This is a genomic window from Streptomyces sp. NPDC093568, from assembly GCF_044764945.1.
Classification (GTDB): domain Bacteria; phylum Actinomycetota; class Actinomycetes; order Streptomycetales; family Streptomycetaceae; genus Streptomyces.
Genome location: NZ_JBIWJD010000005.1, coordinates 592342 through 606656, shown reverse-complemented (window position 1 = coordinate 606656; position 14315 = coordinate 592342). Strand labels below are relative to the sequence as shown.

Sequence of the window (14315 nt, the reverse complement as noted above, 5' to 3'; positions counted from 1 at the left end):
CCCGTACAGAAGGTGCTGACCTGGGGTTTTCAGGAGGCGGATGTGTCGACCTTCACACGCGCCGCCACCGGCAGATGGTCGCTCCCGGTCTCCGGCAGCGTCCACGAGCTCACCGGCTCGACGCCCCGCACCATGATCTGGTCGATCCGCGCCATCGGGAACGACGCCGGCCAGCTGAACCCCATCCCGGTGCCGGAAGCGCCCTGCGTGGAACGCATCTGCGCGGTGACGGCCCGGAGCGCGCGGTCGTTCATCGTGCCGTTCAGATCGCCGAGCAGCACGACGTCGCGCACCGGCTCATGGGCGATGGCCTCGCCCAGCGCGTTGGCGCTCTTGTCGCGCTGCCGGGCGGTGAACCCGGCCTCCATCTTCACCCGCACCGACGGCAGATGGGCCACGTACACCGCGACCTGCCCGGCCGGCGTGGCCACCGAGGCCCGCATGGCACGGGTCCAGCCCAGCTCGATGTTGACCGGCTTCACACCGCTGAGCGGGTACTTGCTCCACAGCCCCACGGTGCCCTGCACCGAGTGGTACTTGTACGTCGACCCCAGCGCCTTCTCGTACGTCGGCACCGCGTCGGCCGTCAGCTCCTCCAGGGCCACGATGTCCGCACCGGAGGCGGCCACGTCCTGGGCGGTGCCCGCCGGGTCGGCGTTGTCGGCGTTGACGTTGTGCGTGGCCACCGTCAGGTCGCCGCCGGTGCCGGTCTTGTCGGTGAGCTGGCCGCCGAAGAGGTTCAGCCACACGATCGACGGGAGCAGTACGGCGATCAGCGCGGTCGCGGACCTGCGCACCAGGCCCAGCAGGACCAGTACCGGGACGAACAGGCCCAGCCACGGCAGAAACGTCTCGGTCAGACTGCCGAGGTTGCCGATGACGTTCGGGATCTGCGCGTGCAGCAGCATCACCAGCGCGAGGACCACCGCGAAGGCGGCCAGCACGATCCCGCGCCGCCAGATGCGCGGGTCACCGCGCCAGCCCGCGACGAGCCGTCCCCGCAGGCGCCGAAGCCCGGATTCCCGCCGCTCGGGACCCGGGCCCGAACCGTCCGTCTCCGTCACGTACGCCTGCTGCGCCATACCGTCGCCTCACTACCTGCCGTGCACACCGTCGTCCCCCCGCGCCCATGGAAAACCCTAGGGGATGATCGGCTCCGTTCCTGCCGTACTCATGACGGCCGTACGGGGGCGAGGACGTACAAGTCGCCTTCGCGAGTTCCGGTCACCCGGCGGGAAAGCGCGCTCTGTGACGAAACGCGCACATGCGTGCTACCGGGAATCATTCGCAGTGCTCCGGCCTTCAGCTTCAGGCCGGGTGTGTAGCGAATCTCGTGGTCGTGACGCGGAGCGTCGCGGTGGCGTTCCGGTGGAGCCGGACTCTGCTTCGTGAAGGTGACGGGTCGTTCACATGTTCCCGGTGACGATGTGAGTTCGACTTTCCTAGTGTGATCGTCATGCAGCTTCGGTACGCCTTCAGGTTGTACCCCGACGCCGTACAGCAGGCCGCGCTGGCCAGGGCGTTCGGGTGCGCGCGCGTCGTGTTCAACGACGCCGTGCGTGCCCGCGAGGACGCCCGTAAGGCCGGGCAGCCGTTCCCGACGGCCGGTCAGCTGTCGACACGCCTGATCACGGAGGCGAAACGGAAGCCGGAGCGCGCCTGGCTCGGCGGGGTCTCCGCAGTCGTCCTCCAGCAGTCCCTGCGGGACGCCGAGGCCGCCTACAAGAACTTCTTCGCCTCCCTCAAGGGCACCCGCAAGGGCCGAAGGATCGGCCCTCCCCGGTTCAAGTCCCGCAAGGACACGCGGCAGTCGATCCGGTTCACCGCCAACGCCCGCTGGAGCATCACCGATGGTGGCCGGCTGAGCCTGCCGAAGATCGGGGCGGTGAAGGTGAAGTGGTCGCGCACCCTGCCCACGACGCCCAGCTCCGTCACCGTCATCAAGGACGCGGCAGGCAGATTCTTCGCCTCCTTCGTCATCGACACCGATCCCACCGCCGACGCCGCCCGGATGCCCGAGACCGACCGCACCATCGGCATCGATCTCGGCCTCACCCACTTCGCGGTCCTCTCCGACGGCACGAAGGTCGACTCTCCGCGCTTCTTGCGGCGCGCGGAGAAGAAGCTGAAGAAGACCCAAAAAGACCTGGCCCGTAAGCAGAAGGGATCCAAGAACCGCGCCAAGGCCCGCCGCAGGGTCGCCCGCGCCCATGCCAGAGTTGCTGACGCGCGCCGGGAGTTCCACCACCAGCTCTCCACGAGGCTGATCTCCGAGAACCAAGGGATCGCCGTGGAGGACCTGTCGGTGGCGGGACTGGCCCGCACGCGCCTGGCCAAGTCCGTCCACGACGCCGGATGGGCACAGTTCATCAGCATGCTGGCGTACAAAGCGCAGCGGTACGGCCGCACCCTGGTGAAGATCGGCCGGTTCGAACCGACCAGTCAGGTCTGCTCCACCTGCGGCGTCAAGGACGGCCCCAAACCCCTGAATGTGCGGGAATGGACCTGTACCGCCTGCAACACCGTCCACGACCGGGACACCAACGCCGCACTCAACATCAAAACGGCCGCCGGACTGGCGGTATCGGCCTGCGGAGCGCCGGTAAGACCAGGAGCAATCCCGGCACAGCGCGAAGAAACAGGAAGCCACGGATTCCCGACCGGAAACCGTGCCGCGTAGCGGCACAGCAACCAGTCAAGGAAGGCCGGAATCCTCGCCCTTCAGGGCGAGGAGCATGTCAAGGAGTGCGTGAACTGACGGGCCGTAGACCTTCGAGCGCCATGTCGACCATCTGTTCCGCCAGCCCGTCCGGCAGGTCGGCGTCCGGGCGCATGACCGCACGCACCAGCATCGGGCCGAAGATCATGTCGTTCATCACGTCCACGTCGATGTCGGTGCGCAACTCGCCGTTCTCCTGCCCCCGCCGCAGGATCTCGTGCTGCCTGCGGCGCCGCGGCTCGACCACGATCGCGTGGTAGGCCTCCCAGATCTTCGGACTGCGCTTCATCTGGGCGATGACGTTGTGCAGGAGCACCGACGAGCGGGTCATCAGGCCGCGCCGGCGCAACTGCTCCACCAGCGTCACGAGATCGTCGCGCACCGAGGTGCCGGGCAGGTCGGGGTCCGGGGGCTCGGCGGCGCGCACGACGTCGACGAAGAGCTCCTCCTTGCCGTTCCAGCGGCGGTAGATGGTGGCCTTGCCGACGCCCGCGGTACGGGCGATGCGCTCGATGGACAGCTCCGCGAGCGGCACGCCCTCCTCGAGGAGCCGGATGACCCCCTCGATGATGGACCGCTCCACGGCCTCGCTGCGGGGACGGCCCCTGACGGGTCCGCCCTGCCGGGGGTGGCTGTCGGCGAGGCTCACGTGGTCGGTCCTTTCCCGTGGGGTGTGCTGATTGTCCCCCGCTGCGAAGGCCGCCGGGTACGAGAGCCACTCGGCGCGCTCGCGGGACGGCCACTCGGGCGCTTCTCCTACTCCGAGGACTCCGAGGACTCCGAGGTCACCAACTCCCGCTCCTCCTCGCCGTCCTGAGGCGCCTTCGGCCGCCCCGGCAGGAACAGCGCCACGATCACCGCGCCGAGCACCGCGACACCCGCTCCCCACAGCGCCGTGATGTGCATGGCGTGCAGGAACGCGTCGTGCGCCGGCCCGATGAGCGCATCGCCGCGCGGGCCCAGCCGGTCGGCGACGCCGAGCGTGGCCTCGATGGACTCGCCCGCCGTGTGCCGTACGCCCTCCGGCAGCGCCGTGAGCCGGTTCTCGATGTCGCCGCGGTACGCCGTCGACAGCACCGAGCCCAGCACGGCGATGCCCAGGGCGCCGCCGACCTGGCGGAAGGTGTTGCTGAGGGCGGAGGCGGAGCCGGCCTTCTCGCGCGGCAGGGCCTGCATGATGACGACGCTGATCGGCGTCATGATGTGCGCCATCGCGGCGCCCATGAGGAAGAAGACGACCTCCAGGATCCAGATCGGCGTGTCCGCCTCGAACGTGGCGAACGCGGCCAGCGTGAGCGCGATGAGCAGCATGGCGCCGGTGGTGGTGGCCCGGTTGCCGAACCGGTCGACGAGGAGCCGGGCGCGCGGCGCGAAGATCATCTGGGCGGCGGCGAGCGGCAGCATCAGCAGACCGGTCTGCAGCGGCGAGTAGCCGCGCACGCTCTGGGTGTAGAAGACCGAGAAGAAGGTCACGCCCATCAGCGCGAAGAAGACCAGCGCGATGACGCCGATCGCGGCCGAGAAGACCTTGTTGCGGAAGTACGTGATGTCGATGGACGGATGGTCGCTGCGCTTCTCGAACACCACGAAGGCGGCGAGTACGGCGAGCCCGGCGCCGATCGTCGCGAGGACCGTGACGTCGGTGAAGTCGGCGAGCTGGCCGCCCTTGATGATGCCGTAGACGAGCAGGACCAGGCCGACCACGGAGAGCACGACACCGACGGGGTCGATGCGGCCGGGCTTCGGATCGCGCGAGTCCGGGACGAGCCACAGCATCAGCGCGATCGCGAGCAGCACGATCGGCACGTTGATGAGGAAGACCGACCCCCACCAGAAGTGGTCGAGCAGCACACCGCCGGTGATCGGCCCGATGGCGATGGCGAGCCCGACGCCGCCCGCCCAGATGCCGATGGCCTTCGGCTGCTCGTCGCGCTCGAAGACGTTCATCAGGACGGCGAGGGTCGCCGGCATCACGAAGGCGGCGCCGAGACCCATCACCGCCCGGAACGCGATCAGCTCCCCCGGGGAGCCCGAGAACGCGGCGAGCGCGGAACCGATGCCGAACACCGCGAGGCCGCCGAGCAGGACCTTCTTGCGGCCGAGCCGGTCGCCGAGGATGCCCGCGCTGAACAGCAGGCCCGCGAAGACGAGCGTGTAGGCGTTGATCGCCCACTCCAGCTCGCTCTGGGTGGCGCCGAGGCCGGTCGGCGCGGGGGTCGAGATGGTCTTGATGGCGACGTTCAGGATGGAGTTGTCCAGGACGACGATCAGCAGGCTCAGCATCAGCACGCCGAGGATCGCCCAGCGGCGCCGGTGCACGGCTTCCGGTATCCGGTGGCCGGTGTCAGGGACGGGAGAAGTCATGCTGCCGAGCCTAGGAGATTTTCGATACGGAACCGTCTCGTATCTTAATTTCTTACCGAGAACTTACGCAGCCTCGGCTCGAGCGGGATCGGGGTGGATCTCACATGAGGGGGCCTGGCCCCGGCTGGCACGAGGTGCCACCATGGAGGGGATCCGGGGACGCCGTAAGGGCGCCTCGAGATGACAGAAGGAGCCGTTGCAATGACGCAGCTTTCTGCTGCCCAGACGCCTCAGGCGAAGCCCTCCGACGGCAGCAAGGCGCTGTACGGGGGCAAGGGCACTCGGCGCATCACCGTTCGCGACATCGCCGCCGCCAAGGAGCGCGGCGAGAAGTGGCCCATGCTCACCGCCTACGACGCGATGACCGCGTCCGTCTTCGACGAGGCCGGCATCCCGGTCATGCTCGTCGGCGACTCGGCGGGCAACTGCCACCTCGGCTACGAGACCACCGTGCCCGTGACGCTCGACGAGATGACCATGCTCTCGGCGGCCGTCGTACGCGGCACCTCCCGCGCCCTCATCGTCGGCGACCTGCCCTTCGGCTCGTACCAGGAGGGCCCGGTGCAGGCGCTGCGCTCGGCGACCCGGCTGGTCAAGGAGGCCGGCGTCGGCGCGGTCAAGCTGGAGGGCGGCGAGCGCTCGCACGAGCAGATCCGCCTGCTGGTCGAGTCCGGCATCCCCGTCATGGCCCACATCGGCCTGACCCCGCAGTCCGTCAACGCCATGGGCTACCGGGTCCAGGGCCGTGGCGAGGAGGCGGCGGCACAGCTGCTGCGGGACGCGAAGGCGGTCCAGGACGCGGGCGCGTTCGCGGTCGTCCTGGAGCTGGTCCCGGCGGAGCTGGCGGCCGAGGTGACCCGGGTGCTCCACATCCCGACGGTCGGCATCGGCGCCGGCCCGGAGACCGACGCGCAGGTCCTGGTCTGGACGGACATGCTGGGCCTGACCGGCGGCCGCGTCCCGAAGTTCGTCAAGCAGTACGCCGACCTGCGCGAGGTCATGGGCAACGCGGCGAAGGCGTTCGCCGAGGACGTCGTCGGCGGAACGTTCCCGCTGGAGGAGCACTCCGTCCACTGAGCCGTACCTGCCGGTACCTGTGAACCACTGCGGCACCAAGCGCCCCGCCGATCTTCCCCCGTCGGCGGGGCGCCTCCTTGTGCCGGTGATCAGGGGCGGCCGTACGACTCCACATAGCCGCCCGCGGGCGTGCCCACGCCCGTCACGTCGTCGTAGCCCTTCACGGCGCTCAGCGAGCTGTCCTTGCCGAGGCTGCGCACCGATGTGCTCAGGCCGTCCGTCGCGTCATAGCCGTTGACGAAGTCGACGCGGGCCACCGCGAGTCCGGAGCCCGTGGGGTTGTCCGTGACGTCGTGGTACGCCTTCGAGCCGTACCGTGCGTAGATCGCGGGGTTGGCGAAGCCGAGGGGCCTGCCGCCCGCCGCCTCCTGCGCGAGGGCCTGTACGGCCGCGACGACCGGCGCGGCCAGCGAGGTGCCGCCGAGACGGTACTCGTCGTAGGCCTGTGTCCGGCCGTCCGGCAGGGTCTGCGTCTGGCCCACCAGGAACCCGGTGTTCGGGTCGGCGATCGCCGCGATGTCCGGCACCACCCGGTTGCCGTCGGCGCTGTTGGCCTTCGCCAGCGCGTCCGGGACGACGCCCTTCTGCCAGTACGGCTCGGCGACGGTCCGGCTCGTGCCGCCGCCCGCGCCCGAAGTGAACGCGCCGGGGAAGTCGGTCCAGCTCCTGCCGTCCGCCGACAGGGTCGCCTTCCGCGTTCCCCAGCCGGTCTCCCAGAGGTACTTGTCCCCCTTGCCGACCGCCAGCGACGTACCGCCGACCGCCGTCACCCACGCCGAACTCGCCGGGATGTCGACCTGCTTGGTGCCGCTGCTCGCGACCTCGTCGCCGTCGTCGCCGGAGGAGTAGTAGAAGCCGATGCCCTCCACCGCGCCGAACTGGAAGACCTGGTCGTAGGCGGCCGCGAGGTCCGGCGTCTGGGCGTCCTCCGTCTCCCCCCAGGAGTTGGAGACGATGTCGGCCAGGTGGTTGTCGACGATCTTGCCGAGGGAGTCGAGCAGGTCCTCGTCGTAGCAGGACGCGGCGCCCACGTACGTGATCTGCGCGCCGGGCGCGACCGCGTGCGCGGCCTCGACGTCGAGCGTCTCCTCGCCGTACCAGCCGGCCGCCGAGCACTCCTTGGTCCGCGTGTACTTCGCGGGCAGGACCTGGTGCAACTGGCCGCTCTTCCAGGCCGCGTCGCCGTTGCGCCCCGCGTAGGTGGCGGCGTCGAAGGCGATGGTGGGGGAGGCGTACGCGTCGGTGATGGCGATGCGCACCCCCTGGCCGGTGCGCTTGCCGGCGCCGTAGGCCGCGCGCAGTTGCCTGCCGGTGTAGCCCTTGACGGCGTACGGGATCTTCGTGCCGTAGGCGTCCGGCAGCGCGCTCGCCACGTTCGAGCCGTGGTACGACGAGAACGGCCCGGCGTTGCGGAACACCGTCTCCGGCGGCGGGAGTCGGTCCTTGTGGCTCGCCAGGTGCGGCGCGTTGTCCAGGCCCGTGACGGTCAGGACGGCGTCCTTGAGGCCGTCCGGCACCGAGGCGGTCGTCGTGGGCGCGCGGTAGGTCCTGGCCCCCTTGGTGTAGTTGTGCAGCTGGGTGCCGAAGGCCTTCTCGGCGGCGGCCACCTCACCGGTGACGGCGACATAGTGCCGGGTGACGCCCGTGACCTTCAGCCCGGCGGCCGTCAACCAGCTCTTGATGCCGGCGACCTGGGCCTTCGTCGCGCCGAAGCGGGACCGCGCCTGGGCCGCGGTCAGGTACTTGCCGTACGACGCCGAGTGCGGGTCGGACACGGCCCTGGCGTAGGCGGCGAGCCCGTCCGCGTCCTTGCCTCGGAGGTAGACGCGGACGGAGACCCGCCCGCTGTCCGCGGCCGCGCCCTTGTCGGCCCTGGCCGTGGCCCACGCGGGCTTGGTGCCGGCGAGGGTGTCGCGGCCCGGTCCGTCCGCTGCGTGCGCCGCCGGTATGCCGAGCGCCAGCGCGCCGGTGAGCAGTGGCAGTGTCGCCGCCAGGCTCGTCGAGGCGCGCAGCGCGGCACGTCGAGATCTCATGGAACCCCCTGTGCGATTGGTGTGCGAGTGGATCACCCGACGGGGCCACTTAAGCGACGAACCGTTCACGCCAGGGGAATGCACGCCCCAAGAAGGTCCCAACTAACCTAATGCGCAGGCCATTTCAGGCCTCACGACCGGGGCTTCGCGCCCCGTTCGCGCAGCATGTCGGCCATCAGGTCGATCTCCGACCGCTGCCCGTTCACCATGGTCCGCGCGAGCCTGAACTCCACATCGACCACGCACTTGTCGAGGCAGCCCTCGGCCATGTGGATGCCGCCCTTGTGATGGGCCGTCATCAACTGGAGGAAGAAGACCTCGGCCTGCTTGCCGCTCAGGCTCTCCAGCTTCTTCATCTCCGTGTTCGTCGCCATGCCCGGCATCAGCGAGCCGTCCCCGGCGGAGGGCATGTCGCCCATGCCCATCCAGGTCATCGGCGCGTCCGAGGACACCTTCGGCAGCTTCCACAGATCCAGCCAGCCCAGCAGCATGCCGCGCTGGTTGGCCTGCGTCTGCGCGATGTCGTACGCCAGGCGCCGCACGTCCTCGTCCTCGGTGCGGTCGCGCACGATGTACGACATCTCCACGGCCTGCTGATGGTGCACCGCCATGTCCCGCGCGAAACCGGCGTCCGCCGAGTCCGCACCCGGCGTGCCGCTCGTCTCACCGTCCTGCGCGACCGAGTAGGTGAGCGCGCCGACCGCGACGAGCACGGCCGCCGCGGTCCCCGCTATCCAGCCGACGTGCTGCCTCACTCCGACAGACCACCCGTGCACGCCGCGCCCGGCTCGGGCGTCTGCTCACCCTGGACGTAGGTCTCGAAGAACTTGCCGACGTTCGGGTCGCTCGCGCTCGTCACCGTGCGCTGGTGCCCCCACGCGCTCAGCATGATCGGGTCCTTCTGCCGCTCGTCCAGGCTCATCAGCGTGTACGGCGTCTGCTTGACCTTCGCCGCCAGGGCGTCGACGTCGGCCTTGGAGGCCTTGCTGGTGTACGTCACCCACACCGCTCCGTGCTCCAGCGAGTGCACGGCGTTCTCCCGGGCCAGCTCCTTGGTGTAGACGTCACCGTTGCAGTTCATCCACGCCCGGTGGTGGTTGCCGCCGACCGGGGGCTCCATCGGGTACTTCACGCTCGTCTCGACGTGCGTGCTCGCCAGCTTCCCCTCCCAGGTCCGCACGCCGTCCTTGCCGGCGACGAACTTCCCGGTGGTCTTGTCGGGCTTCGCCGCATCCGCCTTCTTGTCGTCCGACTGGGACTGGATGAGGACGACACCGCCGACGACGAGCGCGGCGACGACCACCGTGCTGGCTCCGATCGTGAGGATGCGGTTGCGGCGCTCACGGGCCTGCTCGGCACGCCGCATCTCTTCTATTCGCGCCTTGCGTGAAGCGTTGCTCTGGTTCTTGGCGGAGCCCATGAGGCGTGTCCTTCTGGGGAAAGGGACGGACGAGTCCGCTGATCGTAATGGGGAAGGTGTGACGTCTCGTAGGGAGGGAGCCGGAAAGGCCGGATCGGGACGCCCCGGCCGGGCCCGCCCGCGTCCGGCCGGCCGGTACGGCCGATATTTTGAATCGCGGATGCGCATTACCTACGCTGCGGAGCATGCGGCTGTTGCGCTCCACCGACCTGGCACTGCGCCTCCTCATGCGGCTCGCCGTCCTCGGGGACGCCACGCCGACGACCCGCGAGGTCGCGGCGGACATGGAGGTGCCGTACACGCATGCCGCCAAGGTCGTCGCGGAGCTCCAGCACATGGGGCTGGTCGACGCGCGCCGGGGGCGCGGCGGCGGGCTCTCGCTCAGCGACCGGGGGCGTACCGCGTCGGTCGGCGCGATCGTGCGCGCCTTCGAGGGGGCCGGCGACGTCGTGGAGTGCGAGGGCGACAACCCCTGCCCGCTGCACTCCGGGTGCCGGCTGCGTGCCGCGCTGCGGCGGGCCCAGGAGGCCTTCTTCGCCTCGCTGGACCCGCTGACGGTGGCCGACGTGACCGCGGACCCGACCGGCCCGCTGCTGCTCGGCATCGGCCGCGCGCCCTGAGACCGGCCCTGCCTCAGCTCTCCCGCGCCAGCCAGAGGTCCGGCCCGAACACCTCGTAGTGGATGTCGGCCGGTGCCACGCCCTTCCCGATCAGCTGCGCCCGCACGGCCCGCATGAACGGCAGCGGGCCGCACAGGTAGGCACGCGTGGCCCGCGGTACGGCGATGTCGGCGAGGTCGACCAGGCCGGTGCGGTGCGTGCCGTACGCGTCGGCCTCGTACCAGAAGTGGACCGACGCGTCCGGCAGCTTCTCCGCGTACGCCTCGTGATCGGCGCGCAGGGCGTGCTCGGCGGGGGAGCGGTCGCCGTGCACGACGAGCACCGGGCCCGCGTGCCCGAGGTCCGCGAGCTGACCCAGCATGGCGACCATCGGGGTCACGCCGATACCGGCGGAGGCGAGGAGGAGCGGGGCGTCGGTGTCGTTCCCGTCGAGCACGAGGTCGCCGTACGGCGCGGACAGGCGCAGCCGGTCGCCGACGCGTACGCGCGCGTGGAGGTGGCCGGAGACCTCGCCCTCGGGCGCGGCCCCGCCGTGCACCCGCTTCACGCTGAACTGCCGTATCGGTGAACCGGGCGCGGCGCTGAGGCTGTACTGGCGTATCTGCCGGGCGCCGTCCGCCAGTTCGACCTGGACGGAGACGTACTGCCCGGCCCGGAAGTCCGGCACCGGGCCGCCGTCGGCCGGGCGCAGCCGGAAGGTGGCGACGTCGGCGGTCTCCTCGACCCGCCCGACGACCTCCCACTCCCGCCACGCGGCCCCGCCGCGCTCGTCGTACAGCCGCCTCTCGATCGCGATCAGCGCGTTCGCCATCAGCCAGTAGACCTCGTCCCAGGCCGCCGCGACTTCCGGGGTGACGGCGTCGCCGAGGACGTCGGCGATGGCGGCGAAGAGGTGCTCGTGGACGAGCCGGTACTGCTCCGCCGTGACGCCCAGCGAGGCGTGCTTGTGGGCGATGCGGCCCAGCATGGCGTCCGGCCGCTCGTCGGGGCGGTCCACCAGGTGCGTGGCGAACGCGGCGATGGACCCCGCGACCGCCTGCCGCTGGGTGCCGGCGGCCTGGTTGCCGCGGTTGAACAGGTCGCGCAGCAGGTCGGGGCGGGCGGCGAAGAGGCCGGCGTAGAAGCGCTCGGTGATCTCACCGATGGCCCCGCCGACGACGGGAAGGGTGGCGCGCACCGTGGCGGCGGACTGCTCGGACAGCATCGGATCTCCTCATGCTCGACGGGGCGGCGCGAGGGTGACCGCCCGCCCTCATTAAAACTTGCATCCGAGATGCAAATTAACGCGGGGTGGGTCCTGGGCGGCCGGGCATTACGGATGGCGGTCCGAGCAGGCAAGATGGGCGACAGAGCACCGCATCGCATACAGCGGAGCGGGACAGGACACTCGTCGTAGGCCGGGCGTTCCACCAGGGGTCGCCGCGGCGATCATGGTCCGCAACGCGCTCGAAACGGTGTTGTGGTGTGATGCTCAGGTGCCCGACCGCCTCCTGCGGGACTCGGAGACAGGCGGCCTGACCAGCAAGGATGGGGAAGCGGAAGATGGACAAGCAGCAGGAGTTCGTGCTCCGGACCTTGGAGGAGCGCGACATCCGGTTCGTACGCCTGTGGTTCACGGACGTGCTGGGCTTCCTCAAGTCCGTGGCCGTGGCCCCCGCCGAGCTGGAACAGGCCTTCGACGAGGGCATCGGCTTCGACGGCTCGGCGATCGAGGGCTTCGCCCGGGTCTACGAGTCCGACATGATCGCCAAGCCGGACCCGTCGACCTTCCAGATCCTGCCCTGGCGCGCCGAGGCCCCCGGCACGGCCCGGATGTTCTGCGACATCCTCATGCCGGACGGCTCCCCGTCCTTCGCCGACCCGCGCTACGTCCTCAAGCGCGCCCTCGCCCGCGCCTCCGACCTGGGCTTCACCTTCTACACCCACCCGGAGATCGAGTTCTTCCTGCTGAAGGACCGGCCGCTGGACGGCTCGCGCCCCACGCCGGCCGACAACTCCGGCTACTTCGACCACACCCCCACCAACGTCGGCATGGACTTCCGCCGCCAGGCGATCACCATGCTGGAGTCGATGGGCATCTCGGTGGAGTTCTCCCACCACGAGGGCGCGCCGGGCCAGCAGGAGATCGACCTGCGCTACGCCGACGCGCTGTCCACGGCCGACAACATCATGACGTTCCGCCTGGTCATGAAGCAGGTGGCGCTGGAGCAGGGCGTCCACGCGACGTTCATGCCCAAGCCCTTCTCCGAGCACCCGGGCTCCGGCATGCACACGCACCTGTCGCTGTTCGAGGGCGACCGCAACGCCTTCTACGAGTCCGGCTCGGAGTACCAGCTCTCCAAGGTCGGCCGCTCCTTCATCGCCGGTCTGCTGCGGCACGCGGCGGAGATCTCCGCGGTCACCAACCAGTGGGTGAACTCCTACAAGCGCATCTGGGGCGGCTCCGAGCGCACCGCGGGCGCCGGCGGCGAGGCCCCCTCGTACATCTGCTGGGGCCACAACAACCGCTCGGCCCTGGTCCGCGTCCCGATGTACAAGCCCGGCAAGACGGGCTCCGCACGGGTCGAGGTCCGCTCCCTGGACTCCGGCGCCAACCCGTACCTGGCCTACGCCCTGCTGCTGGGCGCCGGCCTCAAGGGCATCGAGGAGGGCTACGAGCTGCCCCCGGGGGCGGAGGACGACGTCTGGGCGCTGTCCAACGCCGAGCGCCGCGCGATGGGCATCGAACCGCTCCCGCAGAACCTCGGCGAGGCCCTGACCCTCATGGAGAACAGCGACCTCGCGGCCGAGACGCTGGGCGAGCACGTCTTCGACTTCTTCCTGCGCAACAAGAAGTCGGAGTGGGAGGAGTACCGCAGCGAGGTGACGGCGTTCGAGCTGCGGAAGAATCTGCCGGTGCTGTAGGCGCAGGTCAGGGCGGTTTCTCGTGCATTCGGCGGGTGGGCCGACGGTCATGGACCGTCGGCCCACCCGCGTTTCCGGACGAGTTCCCGCCCCCTGCGCGGCGTTACTGACCCGCCGGCTTCGCCAGCACCGCGTGCAGCGGCTCCGTAGCCCTGCGCCGGTACTCCTGGATCGACCAGCCGTTGCCGTCCGGGTCCGTGAAGTACATGAACGTGGCGCCGTCGTCCGGCGTGTACTGGACCGGCTCCGACACCTCCAGGCCCCGCTCCACCAGCTCCGCGTGGGCCGCCTTGATGTCGGCCACGCAGAGCTGGAGGCCCTGGTAGGAGCCGGGCTCGGGCCGGGTCTCGCCCTTCGTCATGTCCCAGATGCTGTCGCCGAGGGCGATCGAGCAGCCGGAGCCCGGAGGCGTCAGCTGGACGATGCGCATGCCCGGCATGACCTCCTGGTCGATGTCGACGTGGAAGCCGACCTTGTCCCGGTAGAAGTCGCGGGCCCGGTCGATGTCGCTCACGGGCAGCGGGATCACTTCGAGGGTGAAGTCCATTGCTACTCCTCCATGGTGAAGCGCCAGCGGGTCTGGCTGAACGGCTCACCCTTACCGAAGCCGAAAACCGTGCGGGGCGCCACCGAAAAGACATAGGCCTGTCCCGCCCCGTGGCGGAAGCTGCCGTTCCCCACCTCGAAGTGCCAGAAGCTGCCGTACTTCGCCTCCCACCCGGCGGCCAGCTCACGCAGCCGCGCGTCGTCACTGATCCGCACCGCCTCGCCCTCGACCACCAGGTCGTACCCCTTGTCCCAGGTGTTCGTGCCGGTCGTCAGGACGACGTCCGGGTTCAGCGCGAGGTTGCGCGCCTTGCGTTCCTCCGGGCCCGTGCAGAAGTGCAGCGCGCCCCGTGACCACACCGCCGGCAGCGGGGTCACATGCGGCCGCCCGTCCGGCCGTACCGTCGAGATCCAGAACAGCTCGGCCTCGGCCAGCAGCTTCTCCGCCTCGGACCACGGTGTCGCGGTGGCCGTCTCGTCGCTGTAGCGCGCGTCCAGCCGCGTCTGTGGTTGCCTGTCGGTCATCGGACGCCCTCCAGAGGTGTCGCCGGGTTCGGTCGGGACATGTCGTCCGACAGGGCAGACCGCCCCGGCCGCCGGAACTCATCGGCGCCACTCGCAGGTACTCGGGC

General features: G+C 70.1%; 13 protein-coding genes. 4 read left to right on the top strand and 9 right to left on the bottom strand.

Annotation, left to right across the window (positions count from 1 at the left end):
• Positions 1 to 29: 29 nt before the first annotated feature.
• Positions 30 to 1082 (bottom strand): endonuclease/exonuclease/phosphatase family protein, encoded by a 1053-nt coding sequence (locus ACIRD7_RS23420; RefSeq protein ID WP_403456252.1) that lies wholly within the window; start codon positions 1080 to 1082, stop codon positions 30 to 32.
• A 374-nt stretch (positions 1083 to 1456) separates the two neighbouring features.
• On the opposite strand from ACIRD7_RS23420, the gene ACIRD7_RS23415 reads away from it, so the two are divergent.
• Positions 1457 to 2680 carry an RNA-guided endonuclease InsQ/TnpB family protein gene (locus ACIRD7_RS23415; protein WP_403456250.1) on the top strand — a complete coding sequence of 408 codons (1224 nt, stop codon included), beginning with the start codon at positions 1457 to 1459 and terminating at the stop codon, positions 2678 to 2680.
• Positions 2681 to 2738: 58 nt separating this feature from the next.
• Here the strand turns inward: ACIRD7_RS23415 and ACIRD7_RS23410 are convergent, their stop codons facing one another.
• Positions 2739 to 3368 (bottom strand): TetR/AcrR family transcriptional regulator, encoded by a 630-nt coding sequence (locus ACIRD7_RS23410; RefSeq protein ID WP_403456249.1) that lies wholly within the window; start codon positions 3366 to 3368, stop codon positions 2739 to 2741.
• A 107-nt stretch (positions 3369 to 3475) separates the two neighbouring features.
• Positions 3476 to 5083, bottom strand: a complete 1608-nt coding sequence (locus tag ACIRD7_RS23405; protein ID WP_403456248.1) for an MFS transporter — start codon at positions 5081 to 5083, stop codon at positions 3476 to 3478.
• Positions 5084 to 5284: 201 nt separating this feature from the next.
• Here ACIRD7_RS23405 and panB point away from each other — a divergent pair, with 201 nt between their 5' ends.
• Complete coding sequence (panB, locus tag ACIRD7_RS23400; protein WP_403456246.1) at positions 5285 to 6160, top strand: 3-methyl-2-oxobutanoate hydroxymethyltransferase; 876 nt, start codon at positions 5285 to 5287, stop codon at positions 6158 to 6160.
• A gap of 89 nt (positions 6161 to 6249) precedes the next feature.
• Here the strand turns inward: panB and ACIRD7_RS23395 are convergent, their stop codons facing one another.
• The 3 genes from ACIRD7_RS23395 to ACIRD7_RS23385 all read right to left on the bottom strand — a co-directional run bounded on the left by ACIRD7_RS23395 (position 6250) and on the right by ACIRD7_RS23385 (position 9613).
• Positions 6250 to 8193, bottom strand: a complete 1944-nt coding sequence (locus ACIRD7_RS23395) for a protease pro-enzyme activation domain-containing protein (RefSeq protein ID WP_403456244.1) — start codon at positions 8191 to 8193, stop codon at positions 6250 to 6252.
• A gap of 131 nt (positions 8194 to 8324) precedes the next feature.
• The gene (locus tag ACIRD7_RS23390; RefSeq protein ID WP_403456242.1) at positions 8325 to 8948 is read right to left on the bottom strand and encodes a DUF305 domain-containing protein; all 624 of its coding nucleotides are present in this window, start codon (positions 8946 to 8948) and stop codon (positions 8325 to 8327) included.
• Positions 8945 to 9613: a DUF3105 domain-containing protein gene (locus ACIRD7_RS23385; protein WP_403456239.1), complete on the bottom strand. Its 669-nt coding sequence runs from the start codon at positions 9611 to 9613 to the stop codon at positions 8945 to 8947. Before ACIRD7_RS23385 ends, ACIRD7_RS23390 begins: the two co-directional genes overlap by 4 nt.
• A gap of 185 nt (positions 9614 to 9798) precedes the next feature.
• On the opposite strand from ACIRD7_RS23385, the gene ACIRD7_RS23380 reads away from it, so the two are divergent.
• Positions 9799 to 10233, top strand: coding sequence for an Rrf2 family transcriptional regulator (locus ACIRD7_RS23380; protein ID WP_403456238.1), 435 nt, complete (start codon positions 9799 to 9801; stop codon positions 10231 to 10233).
• Between the two features lie 13 nt (positions 10234 to 10246).
• On the opposite strand, the gene ACIRD7_RS23375 is transcribed toward ACIRD7_RS23380, so the two are convergent.
• Positions 10247 to 11437: a globin domain-containing protein gene (locus ACIRD7_RS23375; protein WP_403456235.1), complete on the bottom strand. Its 1191-nt coding sequence runs from the start codon at positions 11435 to 11437 to the stop codon at positions 10247 to 10249.
• Positions 11438 to 11775: 338 nt separating this feature from the next.
• On the opposite strand from ACIRD7_RS23375, the gene glnA reads away from it, so the two are divergent.
• Entirely contained in the window at positions 11776 to 13137 is a 1362-nt protein-coding gene (glnA, locus tag ACIRD7_RS23370; RefSeq protein WP_403456234.1) for a type I glutamate--ammonia ligase, read from the top strand.
• A 103-nt stretch (positions 13138 to 13240) separates the two neighbouring features.
• Here the strand turns inward: glnA and ACIRD7_RS23365 are convergent, their stop codons facing one another.
• Positions 13241 to 13684 carry a VOC family protein gene (locus tag ACIRD7_RS23365; protein WP_403456232.1) on the bottom strand — a complete coding sequence of 148 codons (444 nt, stop codon included), beginning with the start codon at positions 13682 to 13684 and terminating at the stop codon, positions 13241 to 13243.
• A 2-nt stretch (positions 13685 to 13686) separates the two neighbouring features.
• Entirely contained in the window at positions 13687 to 14208 is a 522-nt protein-coding gene (locus ACIRD7_RS23360) for a pyridoxamine 5'-phosphate oxidase family protein (RefSeq protein WP_403456230.1), read from the bottom strand.
• Positions 14209 to 14315 lie beyond the last annotated feature (107 nt).

What these genes read in the sequence shown, in the direction of transcription:
- ACIRD7_RS23415 (WP_403456250.1), top strand. Translation starts at nt 1,457, where the DNA reads ATGCAGCTTCGGTACGCCTTCAGGTTGTACCCCGACGCCGTACAGCAG.
- ACIRD7_RS23405 (WP_403456248.1), bottom strand. Translation starts at nt 5,083, where the DNA reads ATGACTTCTCCCGTCCCTGACACCGGCCACCGGATACCGGAAGCCGTG.
- ACIRD7_RS23380 (WP_403456238.1), top strand. Translation starts at nt 9,799, where the DNA reads ATGCGGCTGTTGCGCTCCACCGACCTGGCACTGCGCCTCCTCATGCGG.
- ACIRD7_RS23395 (WP_403456244.1), bottom strand. Translation starts at nt 8,193, where the DNA reads ATGAGATCTCGACGTGCCGCGCTGCGCGCCTCGACGAGCCTGGCGGCG.
- panB (WP_403456246.1), top strand. Translation starts at nt 5,285, where the DNA reads ATGACGCAGCTTTCTGCTGCCCAGACGCCTCAGGCGAAGCCCTCCGAC.
- ACIRD7_RS23385 (WP_403456239.1), bottom strand. Translation starts at nt 9,613, where the DNA reads ATGGGCTCCGCCAAGAACCAGAGCAACGCTTCACGCAAGGCGCGAATA.
- ACIRD7_RS23360 (WP_403456230.1), bottom strand. Translation starts at nt 14,208, where the DNA reads ATGACCGACAGGCAACCACAGACGCGGCTGGACGCGCGCTACAGCGAC.
- glnA (WP_403456234.1), top strand. Translation starts at nt 11,776, where the DNA reads ATGGACAAGCAGCAGGAGTTCGTGCTCCGGACCTTGGAGGAGCGCGAC.
- ACIRD7_RS23420 (WP_403456252.1), bottom strand. Translation starts at nt 1,082, where the DNA reads ATGGCGCAGCAGGCGTACGTGACGGAGACGGACGGTTCGGGCCCGGGT.
- ACIRD7_RS23365 (WP_403456232.1), bottom strand. Translation starts at nt 13,684, where the DNA reads ATGGACTTCACCCTCGAAGTGATCCCGCTGCCCGTGAGCGACATCGAC.
- ACIRD7_RS23375 (WP_403456235.1), bottom strand. Translation starts at nt 11,437, where the DNA reads ATGCTGTCCGAGCAGTCCGCCGCCACGGTGCGCGCCACCCTTCCCGTC.